The organism is Enterobacter cloacae complex sp. 277I4 (assembly GCF_050031465.1).
Lineage (GTDB): Bacteria > Pseudomonadota > Gammaproteobacteria > Enterobacterales > Enterobacteriaceae > Enterobacter > Enterobacter cloacae.
In genome coordinates this window covers 417,505-432,819 of record NZ_JBLGWC010000001.1, presented here as the reverse complement: position 1 = coordinate 432,819, position 15,315 = coordinate 417,505, and the positions used below count along the sequence as shown (strand labels likewise).

20 protein-coding genes are annotated in these 15,315 nt (G+C 54.9%); 11 read left to right on the top strand and 9 right to left on the bottom strand.

The features are described from left to right. Window positions 1-96: 96 nt before the first annotated feature. Genes frdA through frdD form a run of 4 tightly spaced genes read left to right on the top strand, consistent with a single transcriptional unit; the run spans window position 97 to window position 3,390 of the window. Complete coding sequence (gene frdA, locus ACQG19_RS02060) at window positions 97-1,887, top strand: fumarate reductase (quinol) flavoprotein subunit (protein ID WP_013095275.1); 1,791 nt, start codon at window positions 97-99, stop codon at window positions 1,885-1,887. After that, complete coding sequence (gene frdB, locus ACQG19_RS02055) at window positions 1,880-2,614, top strand: fumarate reductase iron-sulfur protein (RefSeq protein ID WP_013095274.1); 735 nt, start codon at window positions 1,880-1,882, stop codon at window positions 2,612-2,614. The genes frdA and frdB overlap by 8 nt, the downstream gene beginning before the upstream one ends. Window positions 2,615-2,624: 10 nt before the next feature. Continuing rightward, window positions 2,625-3,020 carry a fumarate reductase subunit FrdC gene (gene frdC, locus ACQG19_RS02050; protein ID WP_013095273.1) on the top strand — a complete coding sequence of 132 codons (396 nt, stop codon included), beginning with the start codon at window positions 2,625-2,627 and terminating at the stop codon, window positions 3,018-3,020. Between the two features lie 10 nt (window positions 3,021-3,030). Further along, window positions 3,031-3,390, top strand: a complete 360-nt coding sequence (gene frdD, locus ACQG19_RS02045) for a fumarate reductase subunit FrdD (RefSeq protein ID WP_013095272.1) — start codon at window positions 3,031-3,033, stop codon at window positions 3,388-3,390. Window positions 3,391-3,419: 29 nt separating this feature from the next. On the opposite strand, the gene ampR is transcribed toward frdD, so the two are convergent. Beyond that, on the bottom strand, window positions 3,420-4,295 hold the full coding sequence (gene ampR, locus ACQG19_RS02040; protein WP_020688981.1) for a LysR family transcriptional regulator AmpR: 876 nt from the start codon (window positions 4,293-4,295) through the stop codon (window positions 3,420-3,422). 132 nt (window positions 4,296-4,427) lie between these two features. Here ampR and ACQG19_RS02035 point away from each other — a divergent pair, with 132 nt between their 5' ends. Together ACQG19_RS02035 and ACQG19_RS02030 are read left to right on the top strand one after the other, a co-directional pair. Continuing rightward, entirely contained in the window at window positions 4,428-5,573 is a 1,146-nt protein-coding gene (locus ACQG19_RS02035) for a class C beta-lactamase CMH-4 (protein ID WP_013095270.1), read from the top strand. A gap of 158 nt (window positions 5,574-5,731) precedes the next feature. Next, window positions 5,732-6,262: a lipocalin family protein gene (locus ACQG19_RS02030; RefSeq protein ID WP_013095269.1), complete on the top strand. Its 531-nt coding sequence runs from the start codon at window positions 5,732-5,734 to the stop codon at window positions 6,260-6,262. On the opposite strand, the gene sugE is transcribed toward ACQG19_RS02030, so the two are convergent. After that, on the bottom strand, window positions 6,259-6,576 hold the full coding sequence (gene sugE, locus ACQG19_RS02025) for a quaternary ammonium compound efflux SMR transporter SugE (RefSeq protein ID WP_013095268.1): 318 nt from the start codon (window positions 6,574-6,576) through the stop codon (window positions 6,259-6,261). The two genes, ACQG19_RS02030 and sugE, sit on opposite strands and share 4 nt — an antisense overlap. Before the next feature lie 262 nt (window positions 6,577-6,838). On the opposite strand from sugE, the gene ACQG19_RS02020 reads away from it, so the two are divergent. Continuing rightward, the gene (locus ACQG19_RS02020; protein WP_222169106.1) at window positions 6,839-7,438 is read left to right on the top strand and encodes a response regulator transcription factor; all 600 of its coding nucleotides are present in this window, start codon (window positions 6,839-6,841) and stop codon (window positions 7,436-7,438) included. Window positions 7,439-7,475: 37 nt separating this feature from the next. Here ACQG19_RS02020 and ecnB read toward each other — a convergent pair whose 3' ends face one another. From ecnB to efp, 3 genes are all read right to left on the bottom strand, one after another. Continuing rightward, window positions 7,476-7,622: a lipoprotein toxin entericidin B gene (ecnB, locus tag ACQG19_RS02015; RefSeq protein WP_003025482.1), complete on the bottom strand. Its 147-nt coding sequence runs from the start codon at window positions 7,620-7,622 to the stop codon at window positions 7,476-7,478. Between the two features lie 108 nt (window positions 7,623-7,730). Then, a complete protein-coding gene (locus ACQG19_RS02010) occupies window positions 7,731-7,862 on the bottom strand; it encodes an entericidin A/B family lipoprotein (RefSeq protein WP_013095266.1) in 132 nt (43 codons plus the stop codon). A gap of 47 nt (window positions 7,863-7,909) precedes the next feature. Next, window positions 7,910-8,476 (bottom strand): elongation factor P, encoded by a 567-nt coding sequence (gene efp / locus ACQG19_RS02005; protein WP_014830362.1) that lies wholly within the window; start codon window positions 8,474-8,476, stop codon window positions 7,910-7,912. Between the two features lie 40 nt (window positions 8,477-8,516). On the opposite strand from efp, the gene epmB reads away from it, so the two are divergent. Beyond that, entirely contained in the window at window positions 8,517-9,545 is a 1,029-nt protein-coding gene (gene epmB / locus ACQG19_RS02000; RefSeq protein ID WP_222169107.1) for an EF-P beta-lysylation protein EpmB, read from the top strand. Between the two features lie 47 nt (window positions 9,546-9,592). Here the strand turns inward: epmB and ACQG19_RS01995 are convergent, their stop codons facing one another. Continuing rightward, window positions 9,593-9,946: a DUF4156 domain-containing protein gene (locus ACQG19_RS01995; protein ID WP_013095263.1), complete on the bottom strand. Its 354-nt coding sequence runs from the start codon at window positions 9,944-9,946 to the stop codon at window positions 9,593-9,595. A gap of 254 nt (window positions 9,947-10,200) precedes the next feature. Here ACQG19_RS01995 and ACQG19_RS01990 point away from each other — a divergent pair, with 254 nt between their 5' ends. Next, window positions 10,201-10,878 carry a nucleoside recognition domain-containing protein gene (locus tag ACQG19_RS01990; protein WP_246932122.1) on the top strand — a complete coding sequence of 226 codons (678 nt, stop codon included), beginning with the start codon at window positions 10,201-10,203 and terminating at the stop codon, window positions 10,876-10,878. Next, window positions 10,859-11,320 carry a YjiG family protein gene (locus ACQG19_RS01985; RefSeq protein WP_058661912.1) on the top strand — a complete coding sequence of 154 codons (462 nt, stop codon included), beginning with the start codon at window positions 10,859-10,861 and terminating at the stop codon, window positions 11,318-11,320. Before ACQG19_RS01990 ends, ACQG19_RS01985 begins: the two co-directional genes overlap by 20 nt. A gap of 89 nt (window positions 11,321-11,409) precedes the next feature. On the opposite strand, the gene groL is transcribed toward ACQG19_RS01985, so the two are convergent. Together groL and ACQG19_RS01975 are read right to left on the bottom strand one after the other, a co-directional pair. Beyond that, window positions 11,410-13,056 carry a chaperonin GroEL gene (groL, locus tag ACQG19_RS01980; protein ID WP_013095260.1) on the bottom strand — a complete coding sequence of 549 codons (1,647 nt, stop codon included), beginning with the start codon at window positions 13,054-13,056 and terminating at the stop codon, window positions 11,410-11,412. A 39-nt stretch (window positions 13,057-13,095) separates the two neighbouring features. Further along, complete coding sequence (locus ACQG19_RS01975) at window positions 13,096-13,389, bottom strand: co-chaperone GroES (RefSeq protein WP_003855929.1); 294 nt, start codon at window positions 13,387-13,389, stop codon at window positions 13,096-13,098. Between the two features lie 178 nt (window positions 13,390-13,567). On the opposite strand from ACQG19_RS01975, the gene yjeH reads away from it, so the two are divergent. Continuing rightward, window positions 13,568-14,788, top strand: coding sequence for an L-methionine/branched-chain amino acid transporter (gene yjeH, locus ACQG19_RS01970; protein ID WP_246932124.1), 1,221 nt, complete (start codon window positions 13,568-13,570; stop codon window positions 14,786-14,788). Window positions 14,789-14,825: 37 nt separating this feature from the next. Here the strand turns inward: yjeH and ACQG19_RS01965 are convergent, their stop codons facing one another. Then, window positions 14,826-15,290, bottom strand: a complete 465-nt coding sequence (locus tag ACQG19_RS01965) for an FxsA family protein (RefSeq protein WP_013095258.1) — start codon at window positions 15,288-15,290, stop codon at window positions 14,826-14,828. Window positions 15,291-15,315: the final 25 nt, after the last annotated feature.

The window sequence follows — 15,315 nt, the reverse complement described above, 5'->3', positions numbered from 1 at the left end:
AGGAGCAGTGGAAACGCTTTCGCAATCGTCCTTGCGGACAGGTGGGCTACCTTTAGTTTATCGCGTTGCGAAATAACAAAAATCTGGAGGAATGTCGTGCAAACTTTTCAAGCCGATCTTGCCGTAATAGGCGCTGGCGGAGCGGGATTACGTGCTGCGATTGCTGCAGCACAGGCTAATCCCAACGCTAAAATCGCACTGATTTCAAAAGTCTATCCGATGCGCAGCCACACGGTTGCCGCAGAAGGAGGATCCGCCGCCGTTGCGCAGGATCATGACAGCTTCGAATACCATTTCCACGACACGGTTGCAGGGGGCGACTGGCTTTGCGAACAGGATGTCGTTGACTACTTTGTACATCACTGTCCAACGGAAATGACCCAGCTTGAACAGTGGGGCTGCCCGTGGAGCCGCCGTCCGGACGGCAGCGTCAACGTTCGTCGCTTCGGCGGAATGAAAATAGAACGCACCTGGTTTGCCGCTGATAAGACCGGCTTCCATATGCTGCACACCCTGTTCCAGACCTCCCTTCAGTTCCCACAAATCCAGCGTTTTGACGAACATTTTGTCCTCGATATTCTGGTCGATGACGGTCACGCGCGTGGTCTGGTGGCGATGAACATGATGGAAGGCACGCTCGTGCAGATCCGCGCTAACGCGGTGGTGATGGCAACGGGCGGCGCGGGCCGGGTTTACCGCTACAACACCAACGGCGGCATCGTCACCGGTGACGGTATGGGCATGGCGCTCAGCCACGGCGTACCGCTGCGCGATATGGAATTTGTCCAGTATCACCCTACCGGCCTGCCGGGTTCCGGCATTCTGATGACGGAAGGCTGCCGCGGCGAAGGCGGTATTCTGGTCAACAAGAATGGCTACCGTTATCTGCAGGATTACGGCATGGGCCCGGAAACGCCGCTCGGTGAGCCGAAAAACAAATACATGGAACTCGGCCCGCGCGACAAAGTGTCTCAGGCCTTCTGGCATGAGTGGCGCAAAGGCAACACGATCTCCACGCCGCGTGGCGATGTGGTCTACCTCGATCTGCGTCACCTCGGCGAGAAGAAACTGCTGGAACGTCTGCCGTTTATCTGTGAGCTGGCAAAAGCCTACGTGGGTGTCGACCCGGTGAAAGAGCCGATTCCGGTACGCCCAACAGCGCACTACACCATGGGTGGGATCGAAACCGACCAGCAGTGTGAAACGCGCATCAAAGGGTTGTTCGCCGTCGGCGAATGCTCCTCTGTCGGCCTGCACGGTGCCAACCGTCTCGGGTCAAACTCGCTGGCGGAGCTGGTTGTCTTTGGCCGCATGGCGGGCGAACGCGCAATGGAGCGTGCCGCAACGGCGGGCGAAGCCAACGGCGCAGCACTGGACGCGCAGGTCGCTGACGTTGAGAAACGGCTGAAGGATCTGGTCAACCAGGAAGGCAACGAAAACTGGTCGAAAATCCGCGACGAAATGGGCATGTCGATGGAAGAGGGCTGCGGTATCTACCGTACACCAGAGCTGATGCAGAAAACTGTCGATAAGCTGGCGGAACTGCAGGAGCGTTTCAAACGCGTGCGCATCACCGACACCTCCAGCGTGTTCAACACCGACCTGCTTTATACCATCGAGCTCGGTCACGGCCTGAACGTCGCGGAATGTATGGCGCACTCTGCGCTGGCACGCAAAGAGTCACGCGGGGCACATCAGCGTCTTGATGAGGGCTGCACCGAGCGTGACGACGTCAATTTCCTGAAACACACCCTCGCCTGGCGCGACGCGGATGGCACCACTCGTCTGGACTACAGCGACGTGAAGATCACAACGCTGCCACCGGCTAAACGCGTTTACGGCGCAGAAGCAGAAGCCGCCGAGAAGAAGGAGAAGGCGAATGGCTGAGATGCAAACACTGAAAGTTGAAGTGGTGCGCTACAACCCGGAAGTGGACACCGCGCCACACAGCGCTTTCTATGAAGTGCCCTATGACGAGCAAACCTCTCTGCTGGATGCGCTCGGCTATATCAAGGATAACCTGGCACCGGACCTGAGCTACCGCTGGTCCTGCCGCATGGCCATCTGCGGCTCCTGCGGCATGATGGTGAACAAAGTACCGAAACTGGCCTGTAAAACCTTCCTGCGTGATTACACCAAAGGCATCAAGGTTGAAGCGCTGGGCAACTTCCCGATTGAGCGCGATCTGGTGGTCGATATGACCCACTTTATCGAAAGCCTGGAAGCCATTAAGCCGTACATCATTGGCAACCCGCGCACGCCGGATCAAGGACCGAATACCCAGACACCCGCCCAGATGGCGAAATATCATCAGTTCTCCGGGTGCATCAACTGCGGTCTTTGCTACGCCGCGTGTCCACAGTTTGGCCTGAACCCTGAGTTCATCGGCCCGGCGGCGATCACGCTGGCGCACCGCTACAACGAGGATAGCCGCGACCACGGTAAAAAAGAACGTATGCCGCAGCTTAACAGCCAGAACGGCGTCTGGAGCTGTACTTTTGTGGGCTACTGCTCCGAAGTCTGTCCGAAGCACGTCGACCCGGCCGCCGCTATTCAGCAGGGTAAAGTGGAAAGCTCGAAAGACTTTCTTATCGCCACCCTGAAACCACGCTAAGGAGTGCATGATGACGACTAAACGCAAAGCCTACGTGCGGCCGATGCCGTCCACCTGGTGGAAGAAACTGCCGTTTTATCGCTTCTATATGCTGCGTGAAGGCACTGCGGTGCCTGCGGTCTGGTTCAGCCTTGAACTGATGTATGGCGTCTTTGCCCTCAAACATGGTCCTGAAACCTGGGCCAGTTTTGTCGGGTTCCTGCAAAACCCGATCATCGTGATCCTGAACCTGATTGTGCTCGCAGCCGCCCTGCTTCATACCAAAACCTGGTTTGAACTGGCGCCAAAAGCGGCGAATATTATCGTTAAAGGCGAAAAAATGGGGCCAGAGCCGGTCATTAAAGGGCTTTGGGCAGTGACGGCAGTGGTCTCTGTGGTCATTCTGTTTGTCGCACTGTTCTGGTAAGGAGACTATTGTGATCAATCCAAATCCAAAACGTTCAGACGAGCCGGTCTTCTGGGGCCTCTTTGGCGCAGGCGGCATGTGGAGTGCCATCATTGCGCCTGTCATTATCCTGCTGGTCGGCATTATGCTGCCGCTGGGTCTGTTCCCCGGTGATGCGCTGAGTTATGAGCGCGTCCTGGCATTTGCAGGTAGCTTTATTGGCCGGGTATTCATCTTCCTGATGATTGTCCTGCCGCTGTGGTGCGGCCTGCACCGTATCCATCATGCGATGCATGATCTGAAGATCCACGTACCGAGCGGTAAATGGGTGTTCTACGGTCTGGCAACTATCCTGACCGTGGTCACACTGATTGCCGTAGTCACTATCTGACACACCAGGCCCGCCCTCCGGCGGGCCTGTTATTTCTGCATCTTCCCCACCAGCCACTGAGCAAATTCACGCATTGCCGGGGTTTGGGCGCGTGACTGCAGCCGCGTTAGCCAGTAACTGCCAAGATCAATCTGCGTCGTAAACGGCTGCACAATGCGCTCGCTGTTCAGCAGATGGGTAAACATATCGACAGGAGCGATAGCAATGCCTGTGCCTGTCTGTGCGGCCTCCAGCATAGTGACCGACGAATCAAACACCATCACCCGATGCGTGGGTGAAGGCGGGTTTTCTCCGGCGGCCTGCATCCAGGCTGTCCACTCGTCGCGCCGGTAAGAGCGCAGCAGGGTAAACTTCAGGATATCGGCAGGGGTTTGCAGCGCGGCTGCAATGTCAGGCGTGCAAAGTGGTGCCAGCGGCGCTGAACAGAGGAACGTCGCCTCCGTGCCGTGCCACGCTCCCCCACCGTAGCGAATGGTGTAATCAAGCCCTTCCGCTGCCGGATCGACGCGATTGTTGTGCGTGGAAAGCTGAAGATCGATATGCGGATAACTGCGACGGAAATCATCCAGCTGTGAGAATAACACCCCAGTGGCAAAGGTCCCCACCACGCCAATTTTCAGCTTCTCCTGCGCCCGATGGTTAGCAAAGCGATCCAGCATGCCTGCGATACGATCGAAGGAGTCATTCAGCACCGGCAGCAGATTCTCGCCTTCGGTGGTTAACATCAACCCGCGCGAAACGCGGACAAACAACTGGCAGTTAAGGTGTTGCTCCAGCGCCTTCACGTGCTGGCTAATCGCGGAATGGGTCACATTCAGCTCAATCGCGGCATGAGTAAAACTGAGGTGCCTGGCGGCGGCTTCGAACGCCCGAAGCGAATTAAGAGGGAGATAGCTGCGTGTCATGGTTCCTTCCGTTAGAAAAATTAACAGCTAATGCTAAATTTAACCGTTTGTCAGCCTCAGTCAAATCACCCAGACTACGAACGTCTGACGGGCCCGGACATCCCCTTGATTCGCTATTACGGAAGATAACTGATGATGAAAAAATCCCTAAGCTGCGCCCTGCTGCTCAGCGTTGCTTGCTCTGCTTTTGCCGCGCCGATGTCAGAAAAACAGCTGGCTGACGTCGTGGAACGTACCGTTACGCCCCTGATGAAGGCGCAGGCCATACCCGGAATGGCCGTGGCCGTCATTTATCAGGGCCAGCCACACTATTTTACTTTCGGTAAAGCAGACGTTGCGGCGAATAAGCCCGTCACGCCGCAAACCTTATTTGAGCTGGGCTCCGTCAGCAAAACCTTCACCGGCGTGCTGGGTGGCGATGCCATTGCCCGCAAAGAGATTTCGCTGGCCGACCCGGTCACGAAATATTGGCCTGAATTGACGGGCAAGCAGTGGCAAGGCATTCGCCTGCTAGACCTGGCAACCTATACCGCAGGCGGATTGCCGTTGCAGGTACCGGATGATGTCACCGATAACGCCTCTCTGCTGCGTTTCTACCAGTCCTGGCAGCCAAAGTGGGCCCCGGGTACCACGCGTCTGTACGCCAACACCAGCATCGGTTTGTTTGGCTCACTGGCCGTTAAACCGTCCGGCATGCGCTTCGAGCAGGCCATGGCGGAGCGGGTCTTTAAGCCCCTGAAACTCAACCATACGTGGATAAACGTTCCACACGCTGAAGAACCGCACTACGCATGGGGTTATCGTGAGGGAAAAGCGGTCCACGTTTCGCCTGGTATGCTGGATGCAGAAGCCTATGGCGTGAAATCTAACGTCAAAGATATGGCGAGTTGGGTGATGGCCAATATGGCACCTGAGACACTCCCGCAGTCCACTCTGCAGCAGGGTATTGCGCTGGCGCAGTCTCGCTACTGGCGCGTGGGTGCCATGTATCAAGGGTTAGGCTGGGAGATGCTCAACTGGCCGGTCGATGCCAAAACCGTGGTGGATGGCAGCGATAATAAGGTCGCACTGGCGCCGTTGCCGGTCGCAGAAGTGAATCCTCCGGCTCCGCCAGTAAAAGCCTCCTGGGTGCATAAAACGGGCTCTACGGGTGGGTTTGGCAGCTACGTGGCGTTTATTCCTGAAAAGCAGATCGGTATTGTGATGCTCGCAAATAAAAGCTATCCGAACCCGGTACGGGTGGAAACGGCTTACCGTATCCTCGACGCGCTACAGTAAACCTTTGCCGGGTGGCGGCTTCGCCTTACCCGGCCTACAAAATTTACGCGTTGTATAGGCCGGGTAAGCGCAGCGCCACCCGGCGAAACACGCTGCACAATCTTCCGCAATTTCCCTGCTGTCATCTACACTTAACAAAAAACAGTAAGGAAACTCCTATGCGCATTCTGCCTGTTATCGCCGCGGTGACAGCCGCGTTTTTAGTGGTTGCCTGCAGTTCCCCTACCCCTCCCTCCGGCGTCACTGTTGTAAGTAATTTCGACGCTCAACGTTTCCTCGGAACCTGGTATGAAATCGCCCGGCTCGACCATCGGTTTGAGCGGGGGTTAGAGAAAGTCACAGCACATTACAGTTCGATGGACGACGGGGGTATTCAGGTAATCAACCGTGGATACAATCCGGATCGGCAGATGTGGCAACAGTCGACGGGAAAAGCGTACTTTACCGGCGACCCGCGCCGGGCCGCGCTAAAAGTCTCGTTCTTTGGCCCGTTCTATGGCGGGTACAATGTCATCGCCCTCGACAGAGAGTACCGCCATGCGCTGGTCTGCGGGCCGGATCGCGACTATTTATGGATACTCTCCCGCACGCCGACCATTTCGTCAGAGATGAAACAGCAGATGCTGGACGTTGCGACCCGGCAAGGGTTTGATGTGTCAAAACTCATCTGGGTAGAACAACCGCATTAGTGGGCGCTGAGTTTCAGCCCAATGATACCGCACACAATCAACGCGAGGCTGGCGATACGCGCCAGACTCGCCGACTCTCCCAGCAGCAAAATCCCGGTAATCGCCGCGCCCACTGCACCAATGCCCGTCCAGACAGCATAGGCCGTCCCCACCGGCAAAGAGCGCATCGCCCAGGAGAGCAGCACAATACTCACAATCATGGCGGTAACGGTAATCACGCTGGGTGTCAGGCGGGTAAATCCGTGGGTGTACTTCAGACCAATTGCCCAAACCACTTCGAGCAGACCAGCGATAACAAGAATAATCCAGGACATTTCAGGCTCCTTAACTTAACTGCAAGTTGGGGCCGTCCCCGGTGAACGAAACGCTTACGGGTCGTCCCGTAAGGCATAGATTAGGTCACTTATTTTGGTTAACGAACGATTTTTTTTCAATCCCTTTGTGCTGAACCTGTTAAGGCAAGAAATAGCCTCAGTATGGCGCGTAGTTCAGGCATTTATCACTCATCCGACTTCTCTATCATGATGTGCTTTCTGATGGCAGGAAGCCAAACCACTAGCCGACTGCGAATCTATTATGTTCAAAATTCTTTTGATTGACCGATGTCACTTCACCCGCGCGGGGTTTGAAGCATGGCTCAATCATTCCGGTTTGTTTCCCGGGCACTTCGTCGTGACCGGGCTGAATAATCTTATCCTCGCCAGAGAGCATATTCTGCAGTGGCATCCGTCAGTGGTTATCGCCGATCTGCACGGCTTTATGCAGGACATTCACCATTTCCAGCAGCTTTCTTCCCTGCTGAACGCCAGTGAAAAAGTGCCTTTCATTTTGCTGCAGTCGGGGGAGGATAAAGAGATGGCAGGCTTTCTGACCCAATTTCCGATATGGGCTTCGCTTACCAAAAATACCGGACTGGAGACGCTGGCGACGGTCATCAACGACGCCCTGACGACTCGCGCAAGCGTTGAGATCCCTGCGGTCGCGGCCCCTCTGCTCACTCGCCAGGAGGAGAAGGTGTTGACGCTGTGGATGGATGGCGCAAGCAATCAGAAGATTGCCACTCACCTGAGTATCAATGGAAAAACGGTCTATACCTATAAGCGAAATATCCGCATGAAATTGCATATGGATACGCGCTTTTCCCCGTTTTTATCTCTGCAGGAATCAGAAAACTGACGGTACGAAACCCGTCCGGGCCCGTACCGTTTTTAAATTACTGCTGAGCTTTTGTTGCCGCGCCGGAGATTGCACTACCGCCTTCAGAAATGTCCTGACCAACGCCGCGCGTGGTATTACAGGCCGTTAATACTGAAGAAAGTACCAGAACTGAAAAGATCGCTGCAATTGTCTTCTTAACCATAATATCTTCCTTTTATAGCCAGAGTTGTTTTGTGTATAGCAACTTAAGAATAGACAAGATCCCGCCAGTTGACGGAAAAGGAAGCATTTTTAGGAAAATTAGACGGGATTAGCTGGCGGCGTGAGAAATGATATGGCCGAGATCCTGGATATCCTCCCCCATTCCACGTGTGGTATTACAGCCGGAAAGCAACGCGCTGGACAGCGCTAACAGAAGCAGAATTTTAACGGTGCGTTTCATCATCCCTGCCTGCAAAAATCAGGCGCAGCAACGCTGCGCCTTAACACTTACTTCACGCGAGATACGTATTCGCCGGAGCGGGTATCCACTTTGATCACTTCGCCAGTCTGTACGAACAGTGGCACTTTAACCACGGCACCGGTAGACAGTTTCGCTGGCTTACCACCTGTACCGGCGGTGTCACCTTTCAGACCTGGGTCAGTTTCAACGATTTCCAGTTCAACGAAGTTCGGTGGGGTAACCGCGATAGGCTGGCCGTTCCACAGGGTCACGATGCACTCAGCCTGATCCAGCAGCCATTTGTCGCTATCGCCAATGGCTTTAGCGTCAGCAGACAGCTGTTCGAACGTTTCGTTGTTCATGAAGTGCCAGAACTCACCGTCGTTGTACAGGTAAGTCAGGTTCATATCGACAACATCAGCGCCTTCAGCGGAGTCAGTAGACTTGAAGGTTTTTTCGACACGGGTACCGGTCAGCAGGCGGCGCAGCTTAACGCGTGCAAATGCCTGGCCTTTACCTGGTTTAACGAATTCGCTGGCTTCAACCGCATACGGTTCGCCGTCCAACATGATTTTAAGACCAGCACGAAAATCGTTGCTATAGTACGTTGCCATAAGGCCCTCTAAATTTGTTAACTGGTAGCTTAGCCACAAAATGGCGCATATTGTAACCCTAAACACCCCGTCCAGAGAAGATTGGTTATCGCAACTTGCCGATGTAATCACCAGTCCTGATGAATTACTGCGTCTTCTTGAGCTCGAACAGCATACCGATTTGCTGGCCGGCCGGGAGGCGAAGCGGCTTTTCGCCCTGCGCGTTCCCCGCGCGTTTGTTGCCCGTATGGAGAAAGGCAATCCTGACGATCCATTATTAAAACAGACGCTTACCGCACAGGAAGAGTTCATTACGGCACCCGGCTATAGCACCGATCCGCTGGAAGAGCAGAACAGCGTGGTACCCGGTTTGCTGCACAAGTATCTGAACCGTGCGCTGCTGCTGGTGAAAGGTGGCTGTGCGGTAAATTGCCGTTATTGCTTCCGTCGACACTTCCCGTATGCCGAAAATCAGGGCAATAAACGCAACTGGCAGGTCGCGCTGGACTATATCGCCGCCCATTCTGAGCTGGATGAGATCATTTTTTCCGGTGGCGATCCGCTGATGGCGAAAGATCATGAGCTGGACTGGTTGCTGACCCAGCTTGAAGCCATTCCACATATTAAGCGCCTGCGCATACACAGCCGTCTGCCGATTGTTATTCCGGCACGTATCACTGACGGACTGGTCTCACGACTTGAGCAGTCCCGCCTGCAGGTGCTGCTGGTGAACCATATCAATCACGCCAATGAAATTGATGATGCATTTCGTGCGGTAATGGTGCGTTTACGCAAGGCAGGCGTGACGCTTCTGAACCAGAGCGTGCTGCTGCGCGGCGTAAATGATAATGCCCACGTGCTGGCGGACCTCAGCAATGCGCTGTTTGATGCGGGAGTGATGCCCTATTACCTGCACGTGCTGGATCGCGTTCAGGGTGCGGCCCATTTCATGGTGACGGATGAAGAAGCCCGGCAGATCGTGCGTGAACTGTTAACGCTGGTGTCAGGCTATATGGTGCCGAAGCTGGCGCGTGAGATTGGCGGTGAACCGAGCAAGACGCCGCTGGATTTGCAGCTAAGACAGAGCTAGTTTCCCCTCAGCCTAACCCTCTCCCGGTGGGAGAGGGAAAAAGGCAATCAGTTCGGGCACTTATAGACCTGGCCATTCATCTGGCTGGCGGTTGGCACGAAGCTGGATAACATTCCCTGCGTCGGGCTGCTTACTCCGTAAATCACGTTGCCACCCATAGCCGCGGCCTGGTTACGCAAGGCATTGGCCGCGCCACGCATAGAGCCGCCCTCTTCGCCGTGCTGACCCGACATCCAGTTGCTTTGCTCACCGGTTGCCGTGCCTAAAAACTGGCACTCGTTACCCGGCTTATCTTCCACAAAGCGAACGCCCTGACCCGCTGCAGTCAGCTCATTGCTGGAGCTACAACCCGCCAGCAGCAATGCTGCTCCTACAATCCCTGCACAGACTTTTACGCGCATGTTATTCCTCGTTTTCAATAAGCTGGACAGTAGTTGTCCGTGTGTAAACCTTATACTAAAAAGATGACCAAAAGAAAAACCTCCGTGCGTTTCTGCGAGATATCAAGCACGAATGGTGCCTTCGCCTCCCCTAAATGAATTCTGATAATCACCCCGCGGATATCGTTTTTTTATGCTTTTTCGTTTTTAGTGACAGGCCACCGGCTTATTTTTTGCGCGTGTGGTGACAGGGAAACATAAAAACAGGAGGCAACATGAGTGAAGTATCCCCGAATCAGGGGAAAGTGACGTGGGTAGGGTATCTCGCTTTCTTTCTAACCATCATTTTCTTTTCTGGCTTTTTCGCCAAAGCCACCGAATGGTGGCGAGTCTTTGATTTCACCGTACTGAACGGCACGTTTGGCCAGGTTAATGGCGAAGGCGCCGCAAGCGTCTCTTTTCGCGGCACAGGCGGTACCGGCGCAAAAGATGGCTTTCTGTTTGCGCTGGAACTGGCACCGTCTGTCATTTTGTCGCTGGGCATCATTTCAGTGACCGAAGGGCTGGGCGGGCTGCGGGCGGCACAGCAATTGATGACGCCCGTTTTGAAACCGTTGCTGGGCATTCCAGGCATTTGTTCTCTGGCGCTTATCGCCAATTTGCAAAACACCGATGCGGCTGCAGGTATGACCAAAGAGCTCGCCGATGAAGGCGTTATCAGCGACAGGGAACGAGCGATTTTCGCCACCTTTCAGACCAGCGGTAGCGCAATTATCACCAATTACTTCTCGTCCGGCGCGGCGCTGTTCACCAGCATCACCGTGCCGGTTATCACCCCGCTGGCAGTGATTCTGGTCTTTAAATTTATAGGTGCCAATTTTCTCAGAGCATGGATTGCGCACATGGAAACCCGTCAGTTCAAGGAGAGAGAAGATGACCGCCGAAGTGCGTAAAAACCTGATGGATCTCTTTACCGACGGCGCTCGCCGTGGCTTTACCATCGCCACCACCAGCCTGCTGCCAAACGTCGTAATGGCCTTTGTGATCATCCAGGCGCTGAAGGTAACAGGATTGCTGGATATCGTTGGCCGCGTTTGCGAGCCGATTATGGCGCTGTGGGGGCTGCCCGGAGAAGCCGCCACCGTGTTGCTGGCGTCGGTGATGAGCATGGGCGGCGGTGTGGGTGTCTGCGCAAGCCTGGTGGTGGCAGGGTCGCTCAGCGGGCATGACGCCACCGTACTGCTTCCGGCTATCTATCTGATGGGTAATCCGGTGCAAAACACCGGCCGCTGTCTCGGTACGGCAGGGGTAAACCCTAAATACTATCCGCATATTATTGGCGTCTGCGTAATTAACGCTCTGCTCTCTATGTGGGTCATGCAACTGCTGTTCTAAAACAAAAAACCCCGGACAGCGATGCCCGGGGTTTTTTATTAAGAGGTAGATACGCCCAACGCCTGATGGCTGCCGGGCGAAGGGGGCAATTACATCATGCCGCCCATACCACCCATGCCGCCCATACCACCAGCAGCACCTAAGTCAGGTGCGTCGCCTTTAGGCAGGTCGGTCACCATGCACTCGGTAGTGATCATCAGGCCAGCTACAGATGCCGCATACTGCAGAGCAGAACGGGTCACTTTAGTTGGATCCAGGATACCGAAGTCGATCATGTTGCCGTATTCTTCTGTTGCCGCGTTGTAACCGTAGTTACCTTCGCCCGCTTTCACGTTGTTGGTAACAACAGATGGCTCTTCACCGGCGTTGGAAACGATCTGACGCAGAGGCGCTTCCATCGCGCGCAGCGCAACTTTGATACCCACGTTCTGGTCTTCGTTCTGACCGGACAGGCCAGCCAGTTTGGCGGCAACACGCACCAGCGCAACACCACCACCAGCAACCACGCCTTCTTCTACCGCAGCACGGGTCGCGTGCAGGGCATCGTCAACGCGTGCTTTTTTCTCTTTCATTTCAACTTCGGTAGCCGCACCGACTTTGATTACCGCAACGCCGCCTGCCAGTTTCGCTACGCGCTCCTGCAGTTTTTCACGGTCGTAATCAGACGTTGCTTCTTCAATTTGCTTACGGATCTGAGCAACACGGCCCTGAATAGCGGACTCTTCACCTACGCCATCGATGATGGTGGTGGTGTCTTTGTTGATCACAACACGTTTCGCCTGGCCCAGGTCTTCCAGGGTCGCTTTTTCCAGCTCCATACCGATCTCTTCAGAGATTACGGTACCACCGGTCAGGGTAGCGATGTCCTGCAGCATAGCTTTACGACGGTCGCCGAAGCCAGGTGCTTTAACCGCAGCCACTTTCACGATGCCACGCATGGTGTTAACCACCAGGGTCGCCAGCGCTTCGCCTTCAACGTCTTCAGCGATGATAACCAGCGGCTTGCCTGCTTTCGCAACGGCTTCCAGCACTGGCAGCATTTCGCGGATGTTGGAGACTTTCTTATCAGCCAGCAGGATGAACGGGCTTTCCAGTTCAACAGCTCCAGTTTCTGGCTTGTTGATGAAGTATGGGGACAGGTAACCGCGGTCAAACTGCATACCTTCAACCACGTCCAGTTCGTCTTCCAGACCGGTACCGTCTTCAACGGTGATCACGCCTTCTTTACCGACTTTGTCCATCGCTTCAGCGATCAGTTTACCTACGGTTTCGTCGGAGTTAGCGGAGATGGTACCTACCTGAGCAATCGCTTTAGAGTCAGAGCATGGTACAGACAGCGCTTTCAGTTCTTCAACAGCGGACGCGACAGCTTTGTCGATACCACGTTTCAGATCCATTGGGTTCATGCCCGCAGCAACGGCTTTCAGACCTTCAGTGATGATTGCCTGCGCCAGTACAGTCGCGGTGGTGGTACCGTCGCCTGCAGCGTCGTTCGCTTTAGAGGCCACTTCTTTCACCATCTGCGCGCCCATGTTTTCGAACTTGTCTTCCAGCTCGATTTCACGTGCAACGGAAACACCATCTTTGGTGATGGTTGGCGCGCCGAAGGATTTATCCAGCACTACGTTACGGCCTTTCGGGCCCAGGGTGACTTTCACTGCGTCTGCCAGTACGTTTACGCCGCGGAGCATTTTTACACGAGCGTCGTTACCGAATTTTACGTCTTTAGCTGCCATGTTCTTATTTCCTCAAATTCGTACAGTTTCGTGCGTTAATTACGCTTCAACAATTGCCAGAATGTCGCTCTCGGACATGATCAACACTTCTTCATTGTCGATCTTCTCGGATTTCACGCCGTAGCCATCGTTGAAAATGACGATGTCACCAACTTTAACGTCCAGTGGCTGCACAGTTCCGTTTTCCAGGATGCGGCCCTTACCGACAGCGATGATTTCGCCACGCGTTGATTTTGCTGCTGCAGAACCCGTCAGAACGATGCCGCCAGCAGACTTGGTTTCAACTTCTTTACGTTTGACGATCACACGATCATGTAACGGACGAATACTCATTGATAGCTCTCCTTTGAGAAAGTCATTATCAGTTATGGATGACGCCGGGCCGCACACGGTTTTCCGGCTAGTGCCCTGAGAGATGGGGATAGCTTTTTACCCCTTCAAGGGGGAGTCGAAAAAAAATTTGCGAAAGTGTTACCATCGGCTCTCTTTGAATGGTGGCGGGACGATGCCAATGAGTGGACTCAAGCAGGAGTTGGGGCTGGCGCAGGGGGTCGGCCTGCTCTCAACCTCCTTGTTAGGAACAGGAGTGTTTGCGGTGCCCGCACTGGCGGCGCTGGTTGCCGGAAATAACAGCCTGTGGGCGTGGCCGGTGCTGATTGTGCTGGTGTTCCCGGTTGCGATCGTGTTCGCCATTCTGGGAAGGCATTTTCCCAGCGCGGGTGGCGTGGCGTACTTTGTCGGCATGGCGTTTGGCCCACGACTGGAGCGCGTCACCGGCTGGCTGTTCCTTTCCGTCATTCCGGTTGGTCTGCCTGCGGCGTTGCATATCGCAACCGGCTTTGGGCAAGCGCTCTTCGGCTGGCATGACGAAGCACTGCTGCTGGCTGAGCTGGGTACGCTGGCCATCGTCTGGTGGGTGGGCTCACGCGGGGCCAGTTCCAGCGCTAACCTGCAGACGATCGTCGCGGTGCTGATTGTCGCGCTCATCACCGCTATCTGGTGGGCGGGTGATATTCGCGTCGAGGAGATCCCCTTCCCGACCATCACCGATATCGATCATGCGCAGCTCTTCGCTGCCCTGTCAGTCATGTTCTGGTGTTTTGTCGGTCTGGAAGCGTTCGCCCATCTGGCGTCGGAGTTTAAGCATCCCGAGCGCGATTTTCCGCGAGCCCTGATGATTGGCCTGTTGGTCGCAGGCACGGTTTACTGGGCCTGTACTGTGCTGGTGCTGCACTTCGACGCTTTTGGCGCAGATAAAGCAGCCGCCGCTTCGCTGCCGGGTATCGTGGTGCAACTGTTTGGCGTAAAAGCGCTATGGGTGGCCTGTGTGATTGGCTATCTGGCCTGTTTTGCCAGCCTCAATATTTACATCCAGAGCTTTGCGCGGCTGGTGTGGTCTCAGGCGCGCAATAAACCGCAGAGCCGTCTTGCGCAGTTGTCTAAGCGTCAGCTGCCGTTGAATGCGCTGAATCTCGTGCTGGGAAGTTGCGTTGTGAGCACGTTGTGCATTTACGCGCTTAAGATCAATCTGGATGCGCTAATCATCTACGCCAACGGCATATTTATTATGATCTATCTGCTGTGCATGCTGGCGGGCTGTCGTCTGTTGAAGGGTCGCTATAAAGCACTGGCCGTTGTCGGGGGAGTGCTTTGCCTGCTGTTGCTGATGATGGTGGGATGGAAGAGTATGTACGCCGTCGTCATGCTGGCAGGGCTGTGGGTGGCGCTTTAGTCGCGCCCGGTAAGCGAAGCGTCACCGGGCAAAGTCATTACCGATCGTCTTTATGATCCAAACGGTCGTGTTGGTCATCCTTACGCTGGTATTCCCCTTCAAACGTATCACCCGGGCCGGTGCTGAATCCGCCGCCCGGCATCCGGCTGAAGCGCAGATGCGGCAGCAGCTTCATAGTCAGGTGTTTTTGCACCGGCGGCAACAGCAGCAGCAGACCGAGGAAGTCGGTGAAGAAGCCCGGCAGGATCAGCAGCAGACCGGCAATAATCAGCGATACGCTTTTGATCATCTCGGCCGCCGGGCTCTCGCCTGCGGCCATCTTCTGCTGCATTAACAGGAAATTTTTGAAACCCTGATTACGCACCAGCGACATGCCGATGACGGAGGTGAAAATCACCAGAATCAGCGTCAGCAGGACGCCCAGCACATGGGCGACCTGGATAAAAATCGAAATCTCAATGTAAACATAGAGAAAGAAAGCAATAAACGGTATCCAGCGCACTGGCGTCTCCTGTGTGGCAGGTGCC

What these genes read in the sequence shown, in the direction of transcription:
- ACQG19_RS01990 (WP_246932122.1), top strand. Translation starts at nt 10,201, where the DNA reads ATGAGTGAAGTATCCCCGAATCAGGGGAAAGTGACGTGGGTAGGGTAT.
- ACQG19_RS02030 (WP_013095269.1), top strand. Translation starts at nt 5,732, where the DNA reads ATGCGCATTCTGCCTGTTATCGCCGCGGTGACAGCCGCGTTTTTAGTG.
- ACQG19_RS02020 (WP_222169106.1), top strand. Translation starts at nt 6,839, where the DNA reads ATGTTCAAAATTCTTTTGATTGACCGATGTCACTTCACCCGCGCGGGG.
- ACQG19_RS02035 (WP_013095270.1), top strand. Translation starts at nt 4,428, where the DNA reads ATGATGAAAAAATCCCTAAGCTGCGCCCTGCTGCTCAGCGTTGCTTGC.
- groL (WP_013095260.1), bottom strand. Translation starts at nt 13,056, where the DNA reads ATGGCAGCTAAAGACGTAAAATTCGGTAACGACGCTCGTGTAAAAATG.
- frdC (WP_013095273.1), top strand. Translation starts at nt 2,625, where the DNA reads ATGACGACTAAACGCAAAGCCTACGTGCGGCCGATGCCGTCCACCTGG.
- yjeH (WP_246932124.1), top strand. Translation starts at nt 13,568, where the DNA reads ATGAGTGGACTCAAGCAGGAGTTGGGGCTGGCGCAGGGGGTCGGCCTG.
- ecnB (WP_003025482.1), bottom strand. Translation starts at nt 7,622, where the DNA reads ATGGTTAAGAAGACAATTGCAGCGATCTTTTCAGTTCTGGTACTTTCT.
- ampR (WP_020688981.1), bottom strand. Translation starts at nt 4,295, where the DNA reads ATGACACGCAGCTATCTCCCTCTTAATTCGCTTCGGGCGTTCGAAGCC.
- ACQG19_RS01985 (WP_058661912.1), top strand. Translation starts at nt 10,859, where the DNA reads ATGACCGCCGAAGTGCGTAAAAACCTGATGGATCTCTTTACCGACGGC.
- epmB (WP_222169107.1), top strand. Translation starts at nt 8,517, where the DNA reads ATGGCGCATATTGTAACCCTAAACACCCCGTCCAGAGAAGATTGGTTA.
- sugE (WP_013095268.1), bottom strand. Translation starts at nt 6,576, where the DNA reads ATGTCCTGGATTATTCTTGTTATCGCTGGTCTGCTCGAAGTGGTTTGG.
- ACQG19_RS01975 (WP_003855929.1), bottom strand. Translation starts at nt 13,389, where the DNA reads ATGAGTATTCGTCCGTTACATGATCGTGTGATCGTCAAACGTAAAGAA.
- ACQG19_RS02010 (WP_013095266.1), bottom strand. Translation starts at nt 7,862, where the DNA reads ATGAAACGCACCGTTAAAATTCTGCTTCTGTTAGCGCTGTCCAGCGCG.
- ACQG19_RS01995 (WP_013095263.1), bottom strand. Translation starts at nt 9,946, where the DNA reads ATGCGCGTAAAAGTCTGTGCAGGGATTGTAGGAGCAGCATTGCTGCTG.
- efp (WP_014830362.1), bottom strand. Translation starts at nt 8,476, where the DNA reads ATGGCAACGTACTATAGCAACGATTTTCGTGCTGGTCTTAAAATCATG.
- frdB (WP_013095274.1), top strand. Translation starts at nt 1,880, where the DNA reads ATGGCTGAGATGCAAACACTGAAAGTTGAAGTGGTGCGCTACAACCCG.